This window comes from Confluentibacter sediminis, assembly GCF_003258355.1.
Lineage (GTDB): Bacteria > Bacteroidota > Bacteroidia > Flavobacteriales > Flavobacteriaceae > Confluentibacter > Confluentibacter sediminis.
Genome location: NZ_QKPO01000008.1, coordinates 31,207 through 57,539, shown reverse-complemented (window position 1 = coordinate 57,539; position 26,333 = coordinate 31,207). Strand labels below are relative to the sequence as shown.

At 32.7% G+C, this 26,333-nt stretch carries 23 protein-coding genes; 12 read left to right on the top strand and 11 right to left on the bottom strand.

The window, feature by feature from the left end:
* Positions 1-862 precede the first annotated feature (862 nt).
* The 11 genes from DKT72_RS08365 (at position 863) to DKT72_RS08315 (ending at position 13,447) form a co-directional block, all read left to right on the top strand.
* Positions 863-1,741, top strand: a complete 879-nt coding sequence (locus DKT72_RS08365; protein WP_111308287.1) for an AraC family transcriptional regulator — start codon at positions 863-865, stop codon at positions 1,739-1,741.
* 77 nt (positions 1,742-1,818) lie between these two features.
* Complete coding sequence (locus DKT72_RS08360; RefSeq protein WP_111308286.1) at positions 1,819-3,147, top strand: L-fuconate dehydratase; 1,329 nt, start codon at positions 1,819-1,821, stop codon at positions 3,145-3,147.
* Positions 3,148-3,156: 9 nt separating this feature from the next.
* The gene (locus DKT72_RS08355) at positions 3,157-3,933 is read left to right on the top strand and encodes an SDR family NAD(P)-dependent oxidoreductase (RefSeq protein WP_111308285.1); all 777 of its coding nucleotides are present in this window, start codon (positions 3,157-3,159) and stop codon (positions 3,931-3,933) included.
* Positions 3,934-3,958: 25 nt separating this feature from the next.
* A complete protein-coding gene (locus DKT72_RS08350; RefSeq protein WP_111308284.1) occupies positions 3,959-4,816 on the top strand; it encodes a fumarylacetoacetate hydrolase family protein in 858 nt (285 codons plus the stop codon).
* 92 nt (positions 4,817-4,908) lie between these two features.
* Positions 4,909-5,463, top strand: a complete 555-nt coding sequence (locus DKT72_RS08345; RefSeq protein WP_111308283.1) for an SDR family NAD(P)-dependent oxidoreductase — start codon at positions 4,909-4,911, stop codon at positions 5,461-5,463.
* A gap of 81 nt (positions 5,464-5,544) precedes the next feature.
* Complete coding sequence (locus DKT72_RS08340) at positions 5,545-6,282, top strand: (Fe-S)-binding protein (RefSeq protein ID WP_111308282.1); 738 nt, start codon at positions 5,545-5,547, stop codon at positions 6,280-6,282.
* 2 nt (positions 6,283-6,284) lie between these two features.
* The gene (locus tag DKT72_RS08335) at positions 6,285-7,652 is read left to right on the top strand and encodes a lactate utilization protein B (RefSeq protein ID WP_111308281.1); all 1,368 of its coding nucleotides are present in this window, start codon (positions 6,285-6,287) and stop codon (positions 7,650-7,652) included.
* Positions 7,645-8,226, top strand: a complete 582-nt coding sequence (locus tag DKT72_RS08330; RefSeq protein ID WP_162623271.1) for a LutC/YkgG family protein — start codon at positions 7,645-7,647, stop codon at positions 8,224-8,226. Before DKT72_RS08335 ends, DKT72_RS08330 begins: the two co-directional genes overlap by 8 nt.
* 138 nt (positions 8,227-8,364) lie before the next feature.
* Positions 8,365-8,586: an SUMF1/EgtB/PvdO family nonheme iron enzyme gene (locus tag DKT72_RS08325; protein ID WP_111308279.1), complete on the top strand. Its 222-nt coding sequence runs from the start codon at positions 8,365-8,367 to the stop codon at positions 8,584-8,586.
* Positions 8,587-8,757: 171 nt separating this feature from the next.
* Positions 8,758-10,254 (top strand): alpha-L-fucosidase, encoded by a 1,497-nt coding sequence (locus DKT72_RS08320; protein WP_111308278.1) that lies wholly within the window; start codon positions 8,758-8,760, stop codon positions 10,252-10,254.
* Positions 10,255-11,074: 820 nt separating this feature from the next.
* Positions 11,075-13,447, top strand: coding sequence for a GAF domain-containing protein (locus tag DKT72_RS08315; protein ID WP_111308277.1), 2,373 nt, complete (start codon positions 11,075-11,077; stop codon positions 13,445-13,447).
* Here DKT72_RS08315 and DKT72_RS08310 read toward each other — a convergent pair.
* Entirely contained in the window at positions 13,444-14,646 is a 1,203-nt protein-coding gene (locus DKT72_RS08310) for a Pycsar system effector family protein (RefSeq protein ID WP_111308276.1), read from the bottom strand. The two genes, DKT72_RS08315 and DKT72_RS08310, sit on opposite strands and share 4 nt — an antisense overlap.
* 42 nt (positions 14,647-14,688) lie before the next feature.
* Between DKT72_RS08310 and DKT72_RS08305 the strand changes: the two genes are divergently transcribed.
* Positions 14,689-18,372, top strand: a complete 3,684-nt coding sequence (locus tag DKT72_RS08305; protein ID WP_111308275.1) for a metallophosphoesterase — start codon at positions 14,689-14,691, stop codon at positions 18,370-18,372.
* Positions 18,373-18,437: 65 nt separating this feature from the next.
* On the opposite strand, the gene DKT72_RS08300 is transcribed toward DKT72_RS08305, so the two are convergent.
* The 10 genes from DKT72_RS08300 to DKT72_RS08255 form a co-directional block, all read right to left on the bottom strand.
* The gene (locus tag DKT72_RS08300; protein ID WP_111308274.1) at positions 18,438-19,898 is read right to left on the bottom strand and encodes a potassium/proton antiporter; all 1,461 of its coding nucleotides are present in this window, start codon (positions 19,896-19,898) and stop codon (positions 18,438-18,440) included.
* A gap of 49 nt (positions 19,899-19,947) precedes the next feature.
* Positions 19,948-20,232: a hypothetical protein gene (locus tag DKT72_RS08295; RefSeq protein ID WP_111308273.1), complete on the bottom strand. Its 285-nt coding sequence runs from the start codon at positions 20,230-20,232 to the stop codon at positions 19,948-19,950.
* Between the two features lie 34 nt (positions 20,233-20,266).
* The gene (locus DKT72_RS08290) at positions 20,267-20,557 is read right to left on the bottom strand and encodes a cupin domain-containing protein (protein ID WP_235841655.1); all 291 of its coding nucleotides are present in this window, start codon (positions 20,555-20,557) and stop codon (positions 20,267-20,269) included.
* Between the two features lie 72 nt (positions 20,558-20,629).
* Positions 20,630-21,253 (bottom strand): alpha/beta hydrolase, encoded by a 624-nt coding sequence (locus DKT72_RS08285; protein ID WP_111308272.1) that lies wholly within the window; start codon positions 21,251-21,253, stop codon positions 20,630-20,632.
* 7 nt (positions 21,254-21,260) lie between these two features.
* Positions 21,261-22,193: a ring-cleaving dioxygenase gene (locus DKT72_RS08280; RefSeq protein WP_111308271.1), complete on the bottom strand. Its 933-nt coding sequence runs from the start codon at positions 22,191-22,193 to the stop codon at positions 21,261-21,263.
* Between the two features lie 39 nt (positions 22,194-22,232).
* Complete coding sequence (locus DKT72_RS08275; RefSeq protein ID WP_111308270.1) at positions 22,233-22,763, bottom strand: YceI family protein; 531 nt, start codon at positions 22,761-22,763, stop codon at positions 22,233-22,235.
* Positions 22,764-22,986: 223 nt separating this feature from the next.
* On the bottom strand, positions 22,987-23,565 hold the full coding sequence (locus DKT72_RS08270; RefSeq protein ID WP_111308269.1) for a Crp/Fnr family transcriptional regulator: 579 nt from the start codon (positions 23,563-23,565) through the stop codon (positions 22,987-22,989).
* A gap of 46 nt (positions 23,566-23,611) precedes the next feature.
* Entirely contained in the window at positions 23,612-23,764 is a 153-nt protein-coding gene (locus DKT72_RS08265) for an SsrA-binding protein (protein WP_111308417.1), read from the bottom strand.
* A 480-nt stretch (positions 23,765-24,244) separates the two neighbouring features.
* Positions 24,245-25,966, bottom strand: coding sequence for a M56 family metallopeptidase (locus tag DKT72_RS08260; RefSeq protein WP_111308268.1), 1,722 nt, complete (start codon positions 25,964-25,966; stop codon positions 24,245-24,247).
* Position 25,967: 1 nt separating this feature from the next.
* The gene (locus DKT72_RS08255) at positions 25,968-26,327 is read right to left on the bottom strand and encodes a BlaI/MecI/CopY family transcriptional regulator (RefSeq protein WP_111308416.1); all 360 of its coding nucleotides are present in this window, start codon (positions 26,325-26,327) and stop codon (positions 25,968-25,970) included.
* Between the last annotated feature and the right edge of the window lie 6 nt (positions 26,328-26,333).

Here is a 26,333-nt window from a genome sequence, read left to right as displayed (position 1 = left end):
GAAAAGGCAGCCTCTTTTTTTTGGAACTTTTGAAGTATTAGTTAAAATCAATAATACGCTGAGAAGTATAATCAAGATTAGTTAAGCTTTTTGTCTCTAAGCTATGATTATTTAATTCTGGAAAACCATACCATTCATATTGTCGATATGATTATCGTTCATGTTGATATTAGTGCTTTAGTAGATAGGGAGAGCAAGATGTACCATCTAATAGGACATAAAAGTGAGCATGTTATAATTAGCAAATTACCTCTCTTAATATAGCTTATAGATGTTGGAACCTAATAAAATTTTCATAACTCAAGTTTATGCTAAAGTCATAGAAGAGAAAGTGAGTGTTTATATGAAAATGTTAAGAAGTAAATTAAATGGTATCGTAAATAAAAGCATCTATATTTTATACCATATATCAATTTTGTATTTAATTTTTATTCTTCTTATTTATTCGAATATCAACCTTTTGAACAATGGAAAATTGATTGTAGAATTATCATATTTTTGTCTTCCTTAATTATTTTAAAAGTCTATAAATTCAGGGAACGAAGGCTTTAAAAAACCAGATTCTAATCTTTTGAGTATATAAACATCGTTTGAGAGCAAAAAAAGTATCATTCATTGTATGTTGATTGGTATCTATAAGTTTAAATTCACATTAAATTTGATTGATAATTGTATTTCTTTCGATTTTGCAATCGCAATGGCAATTAAAATTTTAGTTTTTAGTTTAGTTGGAAAAGAGTTGGTTGGTTTCAACTCTTTTTATTTTATATTTATGAATTGGATATGATTACTATACTTACTTTTAAAATATAGAATTTAATATTTTATAGAATTTAATATTTCATTTTAATCCATAAGTTATATGAAACTTCATTTATTAAACAAGACTAAATTTGATAATACGTCTTTTTCTGTTAATATAAATGACTATAGATATTTTTTAAAACTTTGGCATTACCACCCTGAATTGGAGCTTGTGGTCATATTAAAAAGTACAGGTACAAGGTTTATTGGTGATAATATTGAAAAATTTGAAGAGGGAGATGTGGTATTAATAGGGAAAAATTTGCCTCATAAATGGCTGAATGATGATGTTTATTTTCTGGAGGACTCAAAATTAAACGCTAAAGCAGTGGCAATTCATTTTAGGGAAGAGTTTTTAGGAACCATATTTGAAAAGGCTCCTGAGATGATGACGATTTTAAATTTATTAAAAAAGTCTTCACAAGGAATCCAGTTTATTGGTCTTGAAAAAAAACTAATAGATAAAATCATAAATTTAAATATTAACGACGTTTTCGAAAGAACGATTAAGTTTATTGAAATTCTTTATGCTTTGTCAAATCATAAACAAATCAAATTATTATCGAGTGAAGGATTTAGAAGTCCTGAAGTAAGCATTGGTAATAAAAGTTTAGACAAAATGTACGATTATATTTTTGATAATTTTAAGAACGATATCAGCTCTAAAGATATAGCGACTATATTGTTTATGAACCATGCATCTTTCAGTCGTTTTTTCAAACGTATACATAAAAAGACATTTACTAGATATTTGAATGAAATAAGAATTGGTTATGCTTGTAAATTGATTTTGGAGTCAAAATATAACATATCAAGTATATGTTACGATTGTGGCTACAATAACCTGTCAAATTTCAACAGACATTTTAAAGATATTAAAGGTATGTCTCCCACAGATTTTATAAAGGCACATTTAAAAAAGGATAAGGCAAAATAAGTATTAGTTTATGTTAGTTTTAAGGTAGTGCAGTTTTTCTAAAACTGTTAATTTTAATTTTTATTAATAGTTATTAGATGAATCAAAACATTATTATTACAAACATACAAGTAAAAGATGTACGTTTTCCAACCAGTCGGTCATTAGATGGTTCTGACGCTATGAATCCAGACCCAGATTATTCTGCAGCCTATGTTATTTTAAAGACAAATCATGCGGAGGGTATGGAGGGACATGGATTAACATTCACCATTGGGAGGGGCAATGAACTGTGTGTAGCCGCTATTCAGTCATTGAGCCATTTAATCATTGGCAAGTCCCTCCAAGAATTTACAAATGATATGGCCGCATTTTGGCGCATGATAACCGGAGATAGTCAATTACGTTGGTTAGGCCCAGAAAAGGGAGTCATTCATTTGGCAACTGGAGCTATTGTGAACGCCGTATGGGATCTTTATGCTAAAGTAGAAGGAAAATCATTGTGGAGACTTTTGGCCGATATGAGCCCCGAACAATTGGTTTCTTGTGTTGACTTTACCTATATAACCGATGCCATAACTCCAGGGGAAGCTTTGGCAATGCTTAAAGAAAAGGAATCTACAAAGAAAGACCGTATAGCCTATTTGGAAGCAAATGGTTATCCTGCTTACACAACCTCGGCAGGCTGGTTGGGCTATTCAGATGAAAAGATGCGTAGATTGTGCCAGGAAGCTAAAGCTGAGGGCTTTAAGCATATGAAAATAAAAGTGGGCTCCGATCTACAGGATGATATGCGTAGAGCTGCCATCATCAGGGAAGAAATAGGAACAGAGCTGAAATTAATGATGGATGCCAATCAAAAGTGGGATGTCAATGAGGCCATAACTAATATGGAGTGGCTTAAGATGTTCAACCCTTGGTGGATCGAGGAACCAACAAGTCCTGACGATATTTTGGGGCATGCAACGATTGCAAAAGCTATAGCTCCAATAAAAGTAGCCACGGGAGAACACTGTCAGAACAGAGTAGTTTTCAAACAACTGTTACAGACAAATGCCATAGGAATATGCCAAATAGATAGTTGCAGAGTGGGTGGTGTCAATGAAATACTTGCTATATTATTGATGGCAGCCAAGTTCAATGTACCAGTCTGTCCACATGCTGGAGGGGTTGGTCTTTGTGAATATGTTCAACATCTATCCATGATAGATTATATAGCCATTAGCGGTAGTTTGGAAGACAGGATCATTGAATATGTAGATCATTTACATGAGCATTTTTATGATCCTGTAATAATTAAAAATGGAGCTTATATGCCACCAACATTACCAGGGTATAGTATCACTATGAAGGAAGCTTCATTAAAAGCATATGAATATCCTAAAGGAAATATATGGGAAGAGATTATAAAATCAAAAAACGTTTAAGAATAAGATATGAAATTTGATCTTACAGGTAAATCAGCTGTGGTTACGGGAGGAGCAAGCGGTATTGGACATGCCATATGTGTTGTTTTGGCAGAATATGGGGCTCATGTACATATTTTAGATATGAACCTAGAATATGCCCATGGCACCATACAAGAAATTCAGGAAAAAGGTGGAGTAGCAGAAGCACATATTTGCAACGTAGCCAATAAGGAAAAAGTCAATGAAGTCATCAATTCAATAGCCAAAAAAGTAAAAATAGATATTTTGGTCAACAATGCAGGTATTGCTCATGTTGGCAATTTAGAAAATACTAAGGAAGAAGATTTGGACAAACTTTACCAAGTCAACATCAAAGGGGTTTATAACTGTGCGCAAGCTGTTATAGACACCATGAAACAAAATGGAGGTGTTATAATAAACATGGCATCAGTAGCATCTTCTGTTGGTATTTTTGACCGATTTGCCTATTCCATGACAAAAGGAGCAGTGCTTGCGATGACCTATTCAATTGCTAAAGATTATATTAAATATGGCATACGCTGTAACTGTATTTCTCCAGCAAGGATACATACGGCTTTTGTTGATGGCTTTATAGAAAAGAATTATCCAGATAACAAAGCCGAAATGTTCGAAAAATTGTCGAAGACACAACCCGTTGGACGCATGGGTAGTCCTGAGGAAGTTGCCAATTTAGCATTGTATTTATGTTCCGATGAAGCCTCTTTTATAACAGGATCTAATTATGCTCTTGATGGAGGTTTTGTAACATTGAACGGAAACTAACAAATTTTAATATAAATAAAGATAGATGAAACTAATACGATTTGGAGAAGCGGGAAAGGAAAAACCGGGATTGGAAATAGGTAATGGCGTAAGAATCGATGTGAGCGATTTTGGTGAAGATTACAATGAATCTTTTTTTGGATCAGATGGAGTTACCAGATTACAGAATTGGCTGGATAAACATGGAGAAACTTGTAAAATAGTTAATCCAAATGTTAGACTGGGGACACCTTTTGTACGCCCATCTAAAATAGTATGCGTAGGATTGAATTATGCACAGCATGCTGCAGAGGCAGGTATGGAAGTCCCAAAGGAACCTGTTTTGTTCTTTAAATCCACAACGGCTTTAATTGGACCCAACGATGATGTCATTATTCCTAAAGGGAGCAGCAAAACAGATTGGGAAGTAGAATTAGCAATTGTTATAGGTAAGAAGGCATCCTATGTGGAAGAGGCTGATGCTTTTGACCACATTGCAGGTTATGTCTTGCATAATGATATAAGTGAGCGCGCCTTTCAAATAGAACGCTCCGGACAATGGTGTAAGGGCAAGGGCTGTGATACATTTGCACCTATGGGACCTTTTATGGTCACAAAAGATGAAATACAAAATCCTAACAATTTAAACCTTTGGTTAAAGGTGAATGGAGAGATGATGCAGAACAGCAGCACGTCCGATTTTATTTTTAACGTGCAGCAAGTGGTGAGCTATATAAGTCAATTCATGACCTTATTACCCGGGGACATCATTTCCACAGGAACACCTTTTGGTGTCGGATTAGGCTTAAATCCACCGGTATATTTAAAGCAGGGAGATGTCATGGAATTGGGAATAGAGGGGTTAGGAATCTCTAGGCAACATGTTAAAGCTTATGGTGCATAGAGAGGAAACTTTTACTCAAATTTCTAAATTCTTAAGGAATGCTAGGAAATTAGATGCCATTTTATAATATTATTTATAGGTAATTAAATTAGATGGATTTAGGACTCAAGGATAAGATAATCATAGTAACAGGAGGCTCCAAGGGTATTGGTAATGGCATGTGTAATCTTTTGAAAGAAGAAGGTGCTATACCGGTAATAGTAGGAAGAAACCATCAAAATATATTTCATGCTATTAAGGCTATACATGTTAAAAATCAAAGGGCATCCTATGCTTTTGTTAAACTTACCAATCATGAACAATGCAAAAATGCCGTAGAACGAGTTATAAAAGAATTTGTAAAAATAGACGGATTAGTAAACAATGCAGGAGTAAACGACAGTGTAGGTTTGGTATCTGGGAATTATGATAGCTTTATGGAATCCATAAAAACGAATCTAGTGCATTATTACTTAATGGGCCATTATGCCTTGCCAGAACTGAAGAAGAGCAATGGAGCCATTGTTAATATGGGATCTGAGACTTCAATGATAGGACAAGGAAGGACTTCTGGCTATGCTGCTTCAAATGCAGGTAGAAACGCTTTAATAAGAGAATGGGTCGTGGAATTGTTACCATATATTATGGTCAACACAGCCCAATGCTAAAAAAGGAGAGAAATGGGTATTGATGAATTGTGTTTTTAAGTCATAACGAATTGTATAAAGTTTAATATAGGTTAACTAAAAATGAAAGTCGGGTTATTTATTCCATGTTATATTAATCAATTATATCCTCAGGTGGGGATTGCAACATTAGAGTTACTTGAAAAATTAGGACTAAATGTCGATTATCCTATGGGACAAACCTGTTGCGGACAACCATTGGGGAATTCCGGTTACGAAAATGATTCCAAAGGTATTTGTAGCTTATTTGTTGAAAATTTTAAAGCATACGATTATATTGTGGGGCCATCAGGGAGTTGTGTGTACCACGTAAAAAAACATTTCGATATTTTAGAGCAAACGGAAGATGTGAAACGGGTTAGAAAAAACACCTATGAATTATGCCAATTTATACACGATGTATTAGGAAAAACCGATTTAGGAGCATCTTTCCCTTATAAAGTAGGCATTCATAAAAGTTGCCATGGTTTACGAGGATTGCGTTTAGGGTCATGTTCTGAACGGATGGACGCACATTATTCTACTGAAGAAGATTTACTTAAAAATGTAAAAGGTTTGGAATTGAAGACCTTGAAAAGAGTAGATGAATGCTGTGGTTTTGGGGGTACATTCTCCGTATTTGAAGAAGCCATTTCAGTAAAAATGGGAAACGACAGAATTAGAGATCATATAGATAGTGATGTTGAAGTGATTACAGGAGCAGATCATTCGTGTTTGATGCACCTAGAAGGTTTGATTAATAGGAATAAGCAACCTTTAAGAGTGATGCACATTGCAGAAATTTTAAACAGTAGCATGTAATTATGGCACACGCAGACGAAGCAGCAATATTTAATAAAGACGAAGAAAAAGTAGACTGGCATGATAAAGCCTTATGGTTTGTTAGACAAAAACGAGACAAATCGGCGCACAACGTAAAAGGCTGGGAAACGCTCAGGAATTTAGCATCGGCCATTAAAGCGAATGTCATGTCTAATCTTGATAATTATCTGATTCAGTTTGAAGAAAACGCACAAAAGAATGGAATAACCGTGCATTGGGCTGTTGATGCTGATGAACATAATAAAATTGTGCATAGTATTCTTCAACAAACCAACGTAAAAAAAGTGGTTAAAAGTAAATCGATGCTTACAGAAGAATGCCATTTAAACCCGTATTTGGAAGCCCATGGCATAGAAGTGGTTGATACCGATTTAGGGGAACGCATCGTTCAACTAGCAAAAGAACCGCCAAGTCATATCGTCTTACCCGCCATTCATAAAACAAAAGAAGAAGTCGATGTCTTGTTTCAGAAGCATCTAGGTACAAAACCCAGCCATGGCGATCCTCAATATTTAACCAATGAGGCTAGAAAACATTTACGTGATAAATTCTTAAAAGCCGATGCAGCCATAACAGGTGTTAATTTTGCAATTGCAAATACTGGAGGTATCGTTGTTTGTACCAATGAAGGCAATGCCGATATGGGAGCGCATCTAGCAAAAGTTCATATTGCTTGTATGGGAATGGAAAAACTGATTCCAGAAGAAAAACATTTAGGAATCTTTCTTAGATTGTTGGCAAGGAGTGCCACAGGACAACCTATAACCACTTATTCTTCACATTTTAATAAGCCAGCTTCAGGAACAGAAATGCATATCATTATTGTTGATAATGGTAGAACTGAGCAGCTAAGTCGAGAAGATTTTAGGGCATCCCTACATTGTATCCGTTGTGGTGCGTGCATGAATACCTGTCCGATTTATAGACGCAGTGGAGGTCACAGTTATAAAGCCACCATTCCAGGGCCTATTGGTTCTATTTTATCGCCAGGAAAAGATTTAACGAAACATAGCGATCTCCCATTTGCATCGACCTTATGTGGATCTTGTTCTGATGTTTGCCCCGTAAAAATAAACATTCACGAACAACTTTATAAATGGCGGCAAATAATCACTAAAAACGTTCCTCAACCTGTTGTAAAGAAAACCATTTTAAAAATGGCTGGGCGTGTATTGGCAAATACTAAACTGTATGATTTTGCTGGAAAGTCAGCACGTTTTATGTTAAAATATGCGCCTCGATGGGTAGTGTATTCTAAATTAAATACATGGGGAAAAGCAAGAGATTTGCCTGAAATTAAAGATGGTAATTTTGATCAATGGTATAAAAAAAGACAAAGACATGAGTAGAACCTCCATTTTAAACGCTGTTAAAAAGAACAAACCTGAATTATTGCCCTTGCCAGAAATTAATTTAAATGTTTTTTCTGAAGATATAGATTTAGTAAAAACCTTTATTGAAAATGTTCAATTTGTAGGCGGCAGAGCCATTCTATTGGATAGTATCAAAGACATCGATGCAGAAATAAAAAATCTATATCCCCATGCTGTAAAAATGGTATCATGCATAAAGGAATCTAGCTTAGGAAGCATATCTATTTCTAAAAACACAGAGCCTCATGAATTAGAAACTATTGATTTAGCGATTGTAAAAGGAGAATTGGCTGTTGCCGAAAACGGTGCGGTTTGGATTGCCGAAAATAATTTCACCATTCGTGTTTTACCTTTTATAACGAATGATTTGGTTTTAGTAGTAAACAAAGAAGATATTCATTTGCACATGCACAGTGCTTATGAGTCCATTTCAAAAAGAGACAGAACTTTTGGATTATTTATTTCAGGTCCATCAAAAACAGCAGATATAGAACAATGTTTGGTAATTGGAGCCCAAGGAGCTATAAGTTTAACGGTTTTTATTATTTGAAAATAATAAATTGATTTTAATAGTTGAAATGATACCTAAGAATAAATTACTGATACTAGCTGTTTGCTTTTTTATAACTAGGGGTTGTAAAAGACAACCGTCTGATAAACTTGAAATGATTCATTCCCAGATAAAACTATTTCAAAAAAAGTATTAGATAGTCTCATTCAAAACCCTCCAGGAAGCTTGGCTTGGATACCAAGGGGTGTTTTTTTACAAGGTGCGGTGCCACAAGACAACATGGCGATGAGGCATGAAAAGCCTCAACACCCAGTAAAAGTAGACGGATTTTTTATGGATATTACCGAAGTGACAAACGCTCAGTTTTCAAAAGCGGTTAAACAAGAAATGAAAAAGTAACGATTTAAAAATTATTTGACTTGTTAGTTTATAGATGTTAGGGATTGAATTTATTCTAATCAAAAAAATAATGAAAACATAAATAGGAGGTAGTTATTTTATAATTAATTTACGGATTCAGCATATAATAAAGGCAGTATTTGTGATTTTCTCTTAATAAAAAATAAAAAAATGACAAAATCAGTTTTATTGAATATTCTCAAAAAGAAAGAGTTTTGTAAAGCAACAACTTTAATATTGTTAATCTATGGATTTTTTTCCTGTTCTAAATCTGTTGCACCTCCAGAACCAATCTATCCATTACCTTCAGAAAAACAATTGGCTTGGCACGAGTTGGAGATGTATGCATTTATACATTTTACAACTAACACGTTTACTGATTTAGAATGGGGTTATGGGGATGAAGACCCTAATGTTTTTAACCCTGGACCAGAATTTGACCCGAACCAATGGGCGAAAGTCATCAAAGATGCTGGCTTAAAAGGTATCGTGTTTACTTGTAAGCACCATGATGGTTTTGCGCTGTGGCCAAGTAAATACACCGAGCATTCTGTTAAAAATAGCCGTTGGATGAACGGCAAAGGGGATGTTGTAAGAGCTGTGAGTGATGCTTGCAAAAAGTATGGATTAAAATTTGGAGTTTACCTATCCCCATGGGATAGAAACCGCGCAGACTATGGAAGCCCTAGCTATGTAGAATATTACAGAAACCAGTTAAAGGAAGTGTTTACTCTATATGAACCCGTATTTGAGATGTGGTTTGACGGAGCGAACGGGGGTGATGGTTACTACGGAGGAGCCAAAGAAAAAAGAGAAATTAATACAGGGTATTACAATTGGCCCGAAACAATTGATTTAGTTGAGGAATTAGAACCTGAGATTATTTTATTTAGTGACTTTGGACCAGATGTAAGATGGTGTGGAAATGAAGAAGGCTATGCTGGAGATCCAAATTGGAGTATGATTAATAAAGATTCAATTGAAAAGAAGCTCATTACAGGAAAAGAAAAGAAGGCTTATCTTAATAAAGGTAGACCTTATGGAACCTCTTTTATTCCTGCAGAAGTAGATGTTTCTATACGTCCGGGATGGTTTTACCATGCCAATGAGGATACTCAGGTTAAAAGCCCTGAAGAACTATTTGATATTTATTTAACTTCGGTTGGCAGAGGATCAAATCTCATACTGAATATTCCTCCTGATCGTAGGGGATTAATCCATGAAAATGATGTGGCGTCTTTACTGAAATGGAAGGAACTCATTAACGAACGTTTTGCTTCGAATTTAGTAGGTCAAGGAAAAATTTCGGTTAGTTCTTATCGAGGTGGAAAAGATACATACAGTGCCCAGAAGATGGTAGATGAAAATAAAGATACGTATTGGGCTACCGATGATGGAGTACAAAAAGGAATAATAGAAATAGAATTCCCAGAAGATAAAAAGATTTCCTATCTACTGATTCAAGAGTACATCCGATTGGGACAACGAGTAAAACAATTTAATGTGGAAGCATGGGAAGAAGATAAATGGGTAGAAGTTGGTAATGGTGCTACAATTGGCTATAAAAGGATTGTGAGATTGAATTCCCCTAAGTTGACTAAAAAAATTAGAATTAATATCCTAGATTCAAAAACTTGTCCACTTATTTCGAATATAGAGATCTATTAATAGTATATAGATTAAAAAATTAAATATTGTAAATAGACTGTTCCACGGCTCCAATTATTTGGATATAGTATTGTTGATGATGACTGGAATCCAATATTTCGTAAATATGATGTTGGGAAATTATCAACACAAACTATCCCCGTTTTGAGTCACCCTATATTAAATCTGGTAGGAAAGCTAAAACTTTAAAAATGATGATGGGCGATAAATTGCTTTTTCTTGACTTTGAAAATTTAGTCAGAGAATATTAATGCAAGAAAATAAAATTCAGTCCATAACACTTCATATACCTAATGACAAGTTTGGTGCGGCAATTTGAGTTTCACATCTCGCTAGTGTTTCATTCAATTATATAATAAAAACTTACGCTGTCTGTAATGTTCTGCGTAAGTTGAAAAAACTTGTACTAAAAAAGGAACAGAGTAAATTTTCGTGATTTTATTAAAAAAGCCGGTGAGGTAATAAATATAGGGTTGGAGTAAAAGTTCAAATCCAGCGAAGTCATTAAAATAAAATATAACTTACTGATTTTTAGTTCTTTGTGGTTTTTTGGTTTTCTATTATGCCAATTTATCACCATTATCTATCTAAAATTGACATGATTGAAGTTCTACAACCTCATTTCAGTTTGTAATAATAATTTAAATATAGCAAGAATATCTAGGGTTATCAATTAATAAACTAATTTTTAGACCATTATTTCCTGTGCTTTTGATAATTGATAGTTTTTAAATTTAATGCATCATATGTGAAATAATGGTATAGCTTTTACGACAAACGTATATTATATTTGTATTTTTATAAAATAAAGAAGTTTCAAATGGAGAATACCCCACAAATTGAACTACCAGTATGTTTTAAGATTAGCTTTAATAAATTGTTATCGCAATACGAAAAATTGGTTGATGATAATAACGAGTTAATAGCTGATAATGCAAAAAGAATCTTAAAAATTGGGGCGGACTATCCTAAGCTTAGAGAAGGGTTCACAGACTTGTCTTTATTGGAAATCTACAAAAGCCAAATAAAAACCATCCTCCATGATTCTTTCAATCCTATTTTAACACATAACGAAATAAAGGCAGCATCAATACCGTTTGGAAATACTATTTTTAATTTATCTGAAAGGTTCAAAAAAATCATTGGAGATGCGGGTGAAGGCTTTGAGCTAAAGATAAAAAACATGCCCATAGCCGACATTTATATTGTGGCATGTAGTATTATACTTAACACCTGTTATGGTTATGATATCAATTTCAAAAGGCCTTTTTATTATGAAATCCCCAATAAACAAGGTGTATTGGAATATTATAAAATTCTGTATAATGCAGATTTTTCTGAAATAATCCCTACAGATTTAGCAAAACCAATATCACAAGAAGATTATGATGAGTTGCTAGATAATTTTAATAATATAGATTTATGGAAAGAAAAATTTCCACCAAACAGCTACATTTTTAAAGGGTTTGTTATTTCCAATATTTTTAATGTAACTGATGACCAGTCCATTTCTAACATTAAGTCGGCATTGATATCTAAAAAAGATACCAACAAAGATTACTTAATGAAAGATTTTTATAAGATATTTCAATCTTTTCTAGGAATAAAAGATTTAAGAGTGGGCTTTTCCGCTTACAATGAAGCAGAAGATTCCTTTGAACATGTTTATGGTGAAGGTATTACTAGTTTTTTGTTAAACGATAGAGAAACCAATAATTGCAAAAATCTTCTGTGTGATGGTTCTTATAATTACCTATTAAAGGAAAATAAGTTTTATACAGTTTCAGATGTTGATAGAATGTATGAATTATCTAAAGGAAATTCACCTGAGATTACTGCGTTAAAAGAACAAGGTATAAAAAGCGCCATATTGGCACCTATTGCCAATAATGATGAATTACTAGGTATTTTAGAATTGGTTTCTAGCAATCCTAAAATTTTGAACAGTATAAATGCCAATAAGCTTATCGATATCATGCCTTTTATAGTTGCCTCAGTTTTAAGGTCAAAAAGGGAAGAGCAAAACTTAATAGAAGCCGTTATACAGCAAGAATGTACATCTATACATCCAAGTGTTTATTGGAAATTTGAAAGAGAAGCTAAAAACTTCATTAAAGCGCAATTTAAAGGACATAATGCTATATTCAATAAAATTTCATTCGAAGATATTTATCCTTTATATGGACAAATAGATATTAAAGGGTCTTCTGAAGCTAGAAATTGGGCCACTCAAAATGATTTAACCTTACAATTAAAAGCAGTAAAGAACATCATAGAAATAGCCTTTTCTAAAGAATCCTTACCCATTTATGAACAATATATTTTTCAGGTTACGGACTACTTAGAAGCTTTAAATAATTATTTTAAAGTTGATAGCGAACAACAAATACTAGGCTTTTTAAGATACGAGATTAATCCGTTATTTGAACATTTAAGGCATGTGGATTATTTGAAAGATCCGATTCATCATTATATGGATAGCATCGATAATAAGCTGAAAGGTATCTATATTTACAGGAAGAATTATGATGAAACAATTTCGTTAATCAATAAAAGAATGGCTTCTATTCTTGATAAAAAACAAGTAGACGCTCAAAACATGTATCCGCATTTTTTTGAACGATTTAAAACCGATGGAGTTGAACATACCATGTATATCGGTGAAGCGATTGCCAAAGAAGAGACTTTTAACATTATTTACTTGTATAATTTAAGATTGTGGCAATTACAAGTAATGTGTGAGATGGAAAATGAATATTACCAAATGAAAAGTGAGTTTCCTATGCAATTAGATGTGGCATCTATGATCTTGGTGTTCAATCAACCGTTATCCATAAGTTTTAGAATGGATGAAAAACAATTTGATGTAGATGGTACATATAATGCACGTTATGAGATTGTAAAAAAGCGTGTTGATAAAGCCTTTATAAAAGGCACAAAACAACGTGTTACTAAAAAGGGTAAAATAACGATTATTTATTCCCAAAAGGAAGATGAAATAGAATATTTGCGTTACATTAAATTTTTGCAATCCAAAAATTATTTAGATGAAGATATTGAAATATTGGAATTGCAAGATTTACAGGCAGTAACAGGTTTAAAGGCTATTAGAGTAAGCATATTATACCATAAAGACGATAGTAAAAAAGAGTTTTATACCTATGACGATCTAATGAAAGAATTAAAGGCTTAATTTTTAATTCCAGAAGATTGAAACGCTATATAAAAGGCAATGACACTTAAAACAATTCCTATCATAAAAACTGTATAGGTTATTCTTAAAATGTTATATTTTCTATTTAAAACCAATCCCAGAAAATAAAGATCTTTGGTCATAGAATTATATAAATAATCTTTATCATTCATAAGTTCTTTAATGGCCCATTCAAATTCATCAAGTTTCATTTTGTGAAAATTTCCAAAAAAAAGTAAATTCACTTTTTTGTTTTTCACATCTTCTTTAGTGAATTTTCCGCTGGTCACATTTGGTCTCGTTGCTATTACAGATAAAATCATGGAGGTAACCGTAAATAGGGTGAAAATGACTGTTGGATAGATCAAATATTGGTTGGAAGGATTGTCAAGTTTTGGTATTAAGTTAGATAGTACCAAGGATATAATTATGGCATTTACTGAAAGTAAAATATTTGCCTTAGTATCTGCAATATTGCTTAAAGTAATATGGTTTCTTAGCGTGACTCTAAACATGGTATCTATACCACGTTCAGGCAGTTTAGCTTTCTTTTTCTTAAAAGCTAGTGCTTCATGTTTCGCCATATTCTTTTGCTCATCTTGCTGTAGTTTTTTTTGAATTTTAAACAGAGATACTAAATTTCTATCTTTTCCATTTTGCCAAGTGTTTATGGCATAATTGGTATAAAATTGGTGTTGTTTGGTTAAAAAAGATATGTTTTCTTGAGTCCATTCACTGTCTGTAAATAATTTATCTTTAGTCTGTTCCCATTCATGTCTTAAAAGCTCACTAATTTCAATAAAGTTTTTATCTGATAAATGCGCGCAATCTGCATCACGTATTATTTGTTCAGCTAAATTTTCAGGTTCATAACCCATTTTTGTTGCCAAAATAATTTTAGAAATAGCATGTATTTTTTCGGAATCTATGTTTTTACTTTTTAAAAATTCAGTTGAAATAGTAACGCTTTCTTCTTCATGATTATCAGTACCATTTATATAGCCTGAGTCATGAAACCAAGCTGCAATTAATAGGTTTTCCGTCTCATTTTCACTTATGGCCTCATTTTCAATAAGTTCTTGTATGCATTTTATCACCCGATGCGTATGGCTCAGGTTATGGTAAACAAATACATGCGATAATTTTTTTCTAAGTAAATTAGATACATAATTCTCGACCTCTATAAGTAATTCATTCATTTAAAATATTATTTTTACTAAGATAATAATTAATCCATTATCGTGACTTTTAGACAAACCATCATTTTAATTTTTATATCTTTTTTTTCGGTGTCTTGTGCTACTTATAAAGCCCAATATTCAGACGAATTCAAAGAAAAAAACTTTCCAGAGGATAAAACGATTGCACAGTCGTTTTATTTTATAGGCGATGCAGGAAATTCGCCTATCGATAATGAGACAAATGCATTAAAGCTTTTGAAATCACAATTAAATAAAGCCTCTAAAAATAGTACGGTCATTTTTTTGGGAGATAATATTTATCCAAATGGATTGCCTAAAAAAGATGAAGACGGAAGGGGCTTTGCCGAACACCAATTAAACGTTCAGATGGATGCGGTAAAGGATTTTAAAGGGAATGCTATATTCATTCCGGGAAATCATGACTGGTATTCAGAGGGGTTGAAAGGGTTAAAACGTCAAGAAAACTTTATAGAAGACAAATTAGGAAAAAACACATTTTTGCCTGAAAATGGTTGTCCAATCGATAAAGTGGACATATCTGATGATATTGTTTTGATTGTTGTTGATTCAGAATGGTATTTAACCAATTGGGATAATCATCCAACAATAAATGACGATTGTGATATAAAAACCAGAGATAAGTTTTTTGAAGAACTGGAAGGAGACATAAAAAAAGCACGAGGTAAAACAACCATATTGGCCATTCATCATCCTATGTTTACCAATGGGAGTCATGGAGGGCAGTATTCGTTTGCAAGTTATCTTTCCCCTTTACCCATTTTAGGAACTTTAAAAAATGTTGTTAGAAAAACGAGTGGTTTAGCTTCGGTTGATATACAGAATAAGCGTTATAATGAGTTGCGAAAGCGTATTATAACGATGTCTCAAGAAAATGATAAAGTCATTTTTGTGTCTGGTCATGATCATAATCTGCAATACATTGTGCAAGATAATTTACCTCAAATTATAAGTGGTTCTGGTTCCAAACTGTCTGCTACCAGAAATGTGGGTGGTGGTCAGTTCTCTTATGCGTCTCCAGGGTTTGCAAGATTGGACGTTTTTGAAGATGGCTCCTCTCACGTTCGTTTTTTCTCAGTTAATGACCAAAAAGTTGCTTTTGAAAGTCAGGTGCTTTCAGAAAATAAAAAACCTGAAGAAACAACCCAATTTGAAACACCATTCCCAAAGGAGGAATTAGCTTCTATCTATTCAGAAAAGGAAACAGAAAAAGGTGGTCTTTATAAAGTTTTATGGGGTAATCGCTATCGAAAATACTACAGCACCAAAGTAAACGCATCTACTGTGAACCTTGACACCTTGTTTGGAGGTGTCGTCCCTATCAGGATGGGAGGTGGGCATCAATCAAAATCATTGCGTTTAGTAGATGAAAAAGGCAAGGAGTATGTGATGCGTGCGCTTCGTAAAAGTGCCGTTCGATATTTGCAAGCTGTGGCGTTCAAAGATCGTTATATTGAGGGACAATTCAACGATACTTATACAGAGGGATTGTTAATGGATGTGTTTGCAGGTGCGCACCCTTATGCACCTTTTACTATTGGAACATTATCGGACGCCGTTGGAATTTACCATACAAATCCCAAATTGTATTATGTACCTAAACAAAAGGCTTTAGGCGAATTTAACAGTGAGTTTGGTGATGAATTATATATGATTGAGGAACGTGCCGATTCAGGACATGGAGACCTAGCAAGTTTTGGTTTTTCCAATGAATTAATAAGTACCGACGATTTATTGAAAAAACTAAATAAAGATGAAGATTTTGTTTTAGATGAACCAGCCTATATCAAAGCTCGATTATTTGATATGCTTATTGGAGATTGGGACAGACATGAAGATCAATGGCGTTGGGCAGAATTTAAAATCAATGGAAAAAAATGGTATCGTCCAGTGCCTAGAGACAGAGATCAGGCGTTTTCAATCATGGCAGATGGCGTTTTGTTAAGTTTTGCAACAAAAGCAATTCCCACTTTACGATTAATGCAAAGTTATGGTGAAGAGCTGAAAAATACAAAATGGTTCAATTTAGAACCGTACTCATTGGATATGGCATTAATCAATCAATCAGGAAAAGAGGTTTGGGATGAACAAGTCAATTATTTAGTTAAAAACATAACGGATGAAGTTATAGATAAAGCTTTTTTAAATTTTCCAAAGGAAGTTAATGATGCAACCGTAATGGAAATTAAACAGAAGTTAAAAGGAAGACTAGCAAATCTACAGACAATATCAGATGCTTATTATAAGCATATCAATAACTATGCTGTTGTAAAAGGAACCAACAAAGATGACTGGTTTGAAATAGAGCGCTTACCAAAAGGAAGTACTAAAGTAACGGCATTTCGAATTAAAAACGGGAAAAAGGGAGATGTCTTTCATGATAGGATATATCATAATGACGAAACTAAAGAAATTTGGGTGTATGGTTTAGATGATGACGATGTATTTAAAGTTTATGGCGAAGGGGACAAACCGATTAAAATTCGTTTAGTGGGAGGGCAGAATACAGATACCTATGATATTGAAAATGGAGCTAGAGTGAAAATTTATGACTACAAATCCAAAACTAATGAGTTTGTAACCCATAAGGGAAGTCAGAAATTAACTGATGATTATGAAACCAATGTATATGATTATAAAAAGTTAAAAAATAGTTCCAATCAATTTATTCCAACACTTGGAGCTAACCCAGATGATGGATTTAAAATAGGAATCTCAAATACCTATAAAAACTATGGTTTTGAAAGAAACCCATTTACTTCGCAACACACATTTAAAGGAGCCTATTATTTTGCAACTAATGGTTTTGAATTGGCTTATCAAGGGGAATTTGCAAAAATAATAGGAAATATGAATTTAGGTTTTGATGCTGTTTACACAAGTCCAAATTATGCTGTAAACTTTTTTGGTTATGGGAATGAAACGTCAAACCCTGAAGCTGATGATAGTGATGGACTTGAGGTTGGTATGGATTATAATCGAGTGAAAATAAGACTCTTAAAAGTTGCTTCAAGATTAATTTGGAGAGGTCAAATGGGTGCAAGCTTTAAAGTAGGATTATCTTATGAAACTAATGAAGTTGAAGAAACCCAGGGACGTTTTATAAACCAATTTATAGGTAATAATGTGGAGGTAAGCAGTAGTTTTTTTGGAGGAGAGGTTAAGTATGCTTTTGAAAATTATGACAATAAGGCTTTTCCAACGTTAGGAATGTCGACTAGCTTGGAAATAGGCTATAAATCGAATGTCAATAATTCAAATGATTTTATGTATGTCATGCCACAATTAGGGATTGATTATAAATTAGTTTCAAGCGGCAATATCGTTTTGGCATCAAACTTAATTGGGCATATTAATATTGGTGAAGGCTATGAATTTTATCAAGCAGCCACTATTGGAGCTAGTAATGGCTTAAGAGGGTATAGGAATCAACGTTTTACAGGAAAGAATTCATTTGTTCAAAGCACAGATTTAAGAGTAAATGTAAATAAAGTGAAAACAGGATTATTACCACTCCATATTGGTTTTTATGGAGGGTTTGATTATGGTCGTGTGTGGTTGGAAAATGATTCATCACGAAAATGGAATACATCCATGGGAGGGGGTATTTTCGCCAATGCGGCAGACTTTATGACTTTTAATGTGTCTGCTTTTCATGGACATGATGGTTTAAGGTTAGCTTTTAAAATGGGCTTTGGGTTTTAAATTAAAAAACTATAAAATAAACACTTTTTCGCCAGAATGACTCTTATTTATAATATCTGCTGAGCTTATATTTTGAGTGCTTTGTATACATCATAAAAAACGATATGTCTATCAGCTAGAACAATTAAAGTGTCTTGTGCTTCTATTTTTGTTGATCCATTTGGGGTGATATAGCTATTGTTCCTGATAATCATGGCTATTATTGCGGCTTTTGGAAATCCCAATTCCACGATTTTTTTATCTACGGCAAAGCTCTCTGTTGTTATTAAAATTTCTTTCATCTCAGCTTTTGGGCTTTCTGTCAATAGCAAATCCGTTGCAGTTAGTTTCTTTGCTTGTTCTGGCAATGCCACTCTAAGCCATTTCGCAATAATGGACAGTGTGGTGCCTTGGATAAGAATGGAAGTAACCGATATAAAGAATACAATATTAAAAATCATATGAGCTTTGTCAATTCCGGCTAATAGAGGATAAGTAGCAAATACAATGGGGACAGCACCACGTAATCCAACCCAAGAAATATATAATCGCCTTCTTAATTTCATTTTGAAAAACATTAGACTTATAAATACGCCTACAGGACGCGCAACAAGTATTAAGAACAAAGAAATAAGAAGCCCAATACCCATATATGGAATAATTTGAGAAGGAAAAACAAGCAATCCTAATGTAAGAAACAATACGATTTGCATTAGCCAGGCTAAACCGTCATACATTTTTAAGATGGTTTTTTTGTGTATTAAGTCTTGATTACCCAAATAAACGGCACAAATGTAAATAGCTAGAAAGCCATTTCCGCCTACAAAGTCGGTTGCAGAAAATGTAATGAACATTAAAGCGATAACCAATACAGGATAAAGTCCTTCAAAGTCGAGTTGGATTTTGTTAATAATGAATTTGCTTAATTTCCCAAACCCAAAACCTGCAACTCCGCCCAAAATCATTTGTTGGAGAAATAAAGGGATGATAGAAAAAATGTTTTGGTCTTGATTGATTACCAGTGTCAAAAATGCAATAGTCAGCACGTAAGCCATAGGATCGTTACTACCACTTTCTAACTCCAACGTAGGTCTTAGGTTAGTTTTTAAAGCTAGGTTTTTAGAACGTAGAATTGAAAATACGGCAGCAGCATCTGTTGATGAAACAATGGATCCCAATAGCATACTTTCATAAATTGTAAAGTCCGTAACGAACCAAACAAATGTCCCCAATGAAAGAGCTGTCAATAAAACACCAAAAGTAGACAAAACAAGGCCTTCCCTTAAAATTGGTTTTACAGAAGTCCAATTGGTATCCAGACCCCCTGAAAATAAGATGAAGTTAAGAGAAACTATGCCAACAAATTGAGCAATTTGTGGATTGTCAAAATTAATACCCCCAATGCCATCAGAACCTGCCAACATCCCAATGGCCAAAAAAAGTAATAATGTTGGAACGCCAAATTTATAAGATGTCTTACCTGCAATAAGGCTTAAAAATAATAATAAAGAGCCAACGAATAATATGTTTTCGATTGTTAAATTCATTCTTTTTTCTTTTATACTTTATGTAAGGATGACTTTAAACCGATAGGCTTCAATCTAAAATTTCTATATGTTTGGACACTATTATTGGAGGATCTGTATCTAAAATTTCTTTTATTTTAATACGAATGTTATCGCCCTCATTAACTTTAATAAAGTTTCCGTTGGGAATGCTAATAATTGTAGTGTAGACCTTATTATCATTATCTTTTAGAAAAAGCGTTTGTCCATCTTTTTCTTGCTGAATTTTAGAAATTGTAAACATATTACTTTCTTTTTTTACAGCAGTGCAGCCCATTAAAAGAGCCAATATTATTATAGTTAAGGGTGATTTCATGTCATAGATTTTGAGTAAATTTAAGGATTTGTTATTAAATTTCTATAAATAAGGAAGATCTAATGGCTTCTTTTATATTTTTTGTTTTGTGACCTTTGCCAGTTGTGTCTTCTAACAATAAAATATCTCCTGATGTGAATTTACGTTTAGCACTCAATGAGGTTTCTATTTCAATGCCGCCATCCAATAACACCACATATTGGCGTTTTGGAGCTGGGTGGAAATCAAAGTCATAAGTAGCTGCTACTTTTCTAAAAACCAAATGTTTGAATTTTTGGGATTCAGACAGATAACCAATATCATCATTATCATTTAAGGGTATCATTAAGTCTTAAAATGTGTATCGCCATTAGCATCGGAATGTACTTTAGTGATGTTAGAATTCATAGCATGTTTTTTAAAATAATTTATGAAACCATTTAACAGCTAATGCCATATCTTCTTCAATTAAATTATGTCCCGCATTTAATTGATTAAGTTCTACCTTAAAGTTATTTTCTTGTAATATATTTTTATAAAATTCAATGTCTTCTGTCCTAACCATAGAATCGGAATTCCCAGAACTTATAAATACAGGCACATTGTTGTTAGTTTCAAAATCAGGCATCTGTTTGTAAGGCAGCATAGGTCTAAATAAAATAGCTCCAGATAAAAAGTTAGGGTAAAGTACTAATAAGGAACCAGCCATATTAGCTCCGTTAGAATATCCTAAAGCTATCATCTTTTCAACATCAAAACCTTCTTTGATGGCTATTTCTTTTAAGAAAGCGACCAATTCGTGGGTTCTAAATTTTAAATCGTTTTCATCAAAAATGCCCAAGCCTAAACGTTTAAAAAAGCGAGGCATGCCATGTTCTAAAACGTTTCCTCTTACGCTTAATATATTGAAAGTATTTCCAAAGTTTTTAGCTAAAGGAATTAAATCATTTTCATTTCCACCAGTCCCATGAAGCAGCAATAAGGTGCGTGCTTCATGGTTTCCAGCAGATTTGTATATGTATTTTAAAGGTTGAAAATCCATAATTCTATTAATTAAGTTTTACCAAATGATTTTCCAATTCACTTCTACGAGATTCGTATTGAGCTGGTAATTTTAGGTTTTTACCTAAATCTTCAACAGATTCATCTACTGTAAATCCAGGATTATCTGTTGCAATTTCAAATAAAACACCACCTGGCTCTCTAAAATAAAGGGAGTGGAAATAGTTTCTATCTATTTGTGGCGTAATATTTAAACCAGCAGCTTCTACTTTTTCACGAAAATACATTAATGTTTCATCGTCTATTACTCTAAATGCTACATGATGCACCGTGCCATTAGCAACATGTCCTCTTTTTTCTTCAGGTAATTCTACCAAATCAACTATGGAAGCATGTTCTACGGTATCAATAACATATCTGTATCTATTAATTTCCTTTGATACTAATTTGTAACCAAAAATATCTGTAAGAACATGTGACGTGCCTTTAATATCATTTAAGGTAATGGTAATGTTATGGAATCCTCGGGTGGCATGCTCTATTGCGACTTCATTGGTAATCCAAGGTTTTCTGTTGTCTTCAACTTCAATGAGTTCCAATTTTAACCCATCAGGGTCTAAAAATGTTACATATTTTTCCCCAAATTTGGTAGCAGGTTTGTTGTATATAACATTATGTTCTTCAAAACGTTTTATCCAAAAATCCAAACTTCCTTTTGGTACAGAATAACCAATTTCAGTAGCCATGCCAGAACCTCTTCGTCCTTGTGGGATTCCGGCACCCCAAGGAAAAAATGTTAGTATAGTTCCTGCACTTCCTATTTCATCACCAAAATAAAAATGATAGGTATGTGGGTCATCAAAATTCACTGTTTTTTTAATAAACCGTAAACCTAAAACTTCCGTGTAAAATTTAAAATTTGTTTTTGCATCACCAGCAATAGCCGTAATGTGATGCAAGCCTTGAAGAACATGTTCCATGATGTGTTTGGTTTTTATTTATGAAAGGGAACCAAAAATTTATTGTTTTACAAATTGTAATTCAATAACTAGTTTTACTTCTTCTCCTACCAAAACGCCACCAGCTTCAAGAGCAGAATTCCAGTTAAGTCCCCAATCTTTTCTATTGATTTTTCCAGTAATCCCGAAACCTGCTTTTTTATTTCCCCAAGGGTCTAATGCTGTTCCGTGAAATTCAATATTTAAAGTAACAGGCTTGCTAACACCTTTTAATGATAAGTCGCCTTTTAATTCATATGCTCCGTTTGAGACTTTCTTATAAGAAGTAGATTTAAAAGCTATTTCTGGATAATTTTCTGAGTCAAAGAAATCTCCACTGTTTAAGTGGGCATCTCTATCAGGATTTCCCGTATTTACAGAACTTGTTTTTGCTGTAAATTCAAAATTTACGTTTTCAAATAATTCTTCTTCGGTTTCAGCAGTAGCTTCAAATTCTTGAAATTTTCCTGAAACGTTTGTAAACATCATGTGTTTTACTTTAAAACCAATTTCTGAATGTGTTGGATCGATTGTCCATTTTGTAGTTGCCATAATTTTAATGTTTTATTTTAATTATTATTTAAGTGATTTTAATTGAGCATTATTTAAATGCTTTATTATTACATTACAAATTTGCGGCTTATATAAACCCTGTGCATTGAACTAGGACAAGAAAAATAAAATCCGCAAAAAAATTAAATTAATAGCATGGATAAATAAGACATACTTTATATGTTTACAGAAGGCAGAAATTGTTATAAAGAAAAATTTACAATTAAGATTTAGCCAATCTGGTTCTTACTTTGCTTAAAAACTCGGCAGAAATACCTAAATAAGATGCAATATAATGTTGAGCAACTCTTTGTGGAATGGTTGGGTAATGTTCTAAAAAATCAAGATATTTTTCTGGAGCAGTTTTGGCAATGGTATTTACTAAGCGATCTTGCGTTACAGAAAGATGGCGTTGTACAAGTATTCTAAAAACACGCTCAAATTTAGGAACTCTGGAAAGTAATTCTTCTTTTTTAGATGGTGTTAGTATAAAAAGCTCACTATCTTCTAATGTTTCAATAAAAAAATGACTTGGTTTACCATTGGAAAAACTAGCAATATCACTTATCCAACCATCTTCAATGGCAAATTGAACAATAACTTCGGCACCTTTTTCATTGATATAATATTTTATCAAACAACCATTAATAACAAACGCTTCAAAATCGCAAATATCGCCCTCTTGAAGAAGATATTCCTTTTTTGAAACCGTTTTTATTTCTAATAAAGAATGGAATATATTTAATTCTTCTTCAGTAAAAGAAACGTATTTGGATATGTTTTTATTAATCTCTGAATACATGTTTTAAAATTAGAAAAAAATCAAGAGATTTTGATTTAATTACAGATTAATCTAAAGCATTTTTTGTAATAAACCATCTCCACCCAATAATAGCCATTTGTAGTTTACTGGCTTTAGCTAAATCTAATTGTTTTTTAGAATAACTGGGCAAAACTATTTTATTGATTTTTGCTAAAATCTTGAATACTTGCTTTTTCATTTTTAACATCCTTCTTAAAAGACAAAAGTAGTAAAACTTATTCTAGACTAAGTTTTACGTTTTTTTTAGAATATAATTGAAATGATAAATTCAATTACAAGTTCGGCAAGTGTGATCATAATTTTAGGTTTTATAGTTAGTAAATAGTTTCAATTATAAATTGTTTATTGAAGATAGATATTTGCCCATGTTTGCTATAATACTTTCACTAAAATCTATGAAATTGACTATAAATATGTAACTAAAAAAATCATATTTATAATATATTTAATTAATATTACTTCATTAAAGTTTAAATTATTAACTAATAAATATGTTTATTGTTATAAATTATAATAATTATAGGAGGTTTTTGAGATGTTTTTAAAAGTTATAGGGAATAAATACTTTAAAAAGCCGCTATTTTGAAGTTTTGATTATTTTTAAAATAAAAAAGCACCCCTTTTGGGAGTGCTTTAAAATTATAGAATAGCTTGCAATTTACTTTTTGGTGGTAATCTCAATAACATTATTTTCAATTTTTTTACCGTATTTTTTTGTTGCAGTTTCAGCTTTTAAAATGGTCATAGTTTCTATTTTGTCTGGATTTAATTTTTCAAAATCTTCTTGTGGTATTTCTTTACCATCAACAATTACTAAAGGGTGTTTATCTTTTCCAACATCCAATTTATGTCCAATTCTGATGGTTTTAGTTGAATCAGACATAGTACCATACCCAACTACTGTCACATTGTTCATTGTTTTTCCTTCAATTTTAGCTTTTTCTTTGCTGGTAATTACTATAACCCTGTCTTTACCTTTTTCACCATATAAACTTTTGGCATTTTCATTTTTTAGAACATCTATGGAGTAAATGTCATCTTGTTTAATGACCTCATTTAAATTTTTGTTTGGTATTTCTTTTCCATCAATAACAATTAAGGGTGATGTGCCATTTGCGTTAGATACGCCTTTCAAAATAATTTGTGATGTGCTAGCAGTTTTGTCTCCATATCCAACTACTGTAACATCGGCCGTAGTTTTTCCAAAAATAGATTTTGTTTCCCATGCGGTTCCAAACCCAAACCCTTCATCATTTTGACTGTAAGCGAATGATTTTATGGGTTCTTTTCCGTTTAGGTTAAAAGTTCCTGAGCCATTCTCGTTTGTAAAGGCAGCGTCAATAGAAATGATTTCGTTTTTATCATTGCGCTTAATGTTTGTAAAAGTAAGTTTGATGCCTTGCTCTTGTGCTTCAGCAATAACTCTTTTGAAGTCTTCATCGGTAAAATCTTTTGTAATAATGATATAGATATCTTCAGGAATTATTTTTTTTGATGTTTCTATTAAGTTTGATTTTCTAGGATTTTGTTTTTCAACATAAATTTCTTTCGTATTAAAACCCATTAAAAATAGAGCCACAAAAGGAATGACCAGCGCATACTTCAATTGATTGATTTTTTTTGATTTTGATTTTTGTAACATAACGATTCGTTTTTTGATTAATGAATTATAAAAATTGTTACTTAAAGCCATTTGATGAGATGGCATACTTGTTTTAAGCAACGTGTATTGATAGCTTTTTTTGCAGTTGTATTCTTTTATTGTTTTTTTGTCTGCAATAAACTCTAAATTCTGTTTCAAATCTTTATGGTAAAACCATATAAACGGATTGAACCAAAGTAGAATACAACTTAAATGCATTATTAAAATATCTAGAGAATGGTATTGTTTGGCATGTACTTTTTCGTGTGTGATGATTTGTTCTAGTTCAGTTTGGTTAAATTTTTCAGGATTGTAAACTATCCAATTAAAAAATGAAAAAGGCAATATATTAGTTTGTGTTTCAATAAAAACAAAGTTTTCTTTTTTAAGCCCTTTGTTTTTGAAGATCAATGTTGCTAACGACATAAACTGAATAGAAAAGCGGACAGAAAAAAAGGCAACACCTAGACCATAAAAAATTGCTAAATAATCTAAAATATTAAAAGCCTTCTCAGTAATTTCTGTTGAAATTTGTTCGTTAATAGTGAAATTGGATAGATCAACAGGTGTATATTCAATATAAATGGGAATTACTAAAAATGGAATCACTAAAGAAGATATCAGACCAAGAATTAAAAACCATCGGTTTGATTCAAAAAAGGTATCCCGTTGCAAAAACAGTTTATAGCTTAGATAGAAAATCGCTACAACGGCACTCACTTTTAATAGATATTCCATATTATTTTTGTTTTTCTATTAATGCTATAATTTCCTTAAGTTCCTCCACACTTATTTTTTCTTCTTTTGCAAAAAATGAGACCATATTTTTATAGGAGTTGTTAAAGTAATTGTCAATGGCTGTATTCATAAAGCCTTTTCTATACGTTTCTTTGCTAACAATAGGGAAGTATTCATGCGTTTTTCCGTAAGCTTTATAAGATACATAGCCTTTGTCTTCTAGATTTCTTATAATGGTTGATAAGGTGTTGTAATGTGGTTTATCATTTTTTATTTCTGCCATCACGTCTTTTACAAAACCTTTTTCAAGCTTCCACAAAATGTGCATGATTTCTTCTTCTTTGTTTGTTAGCTTTTCCATATTTAT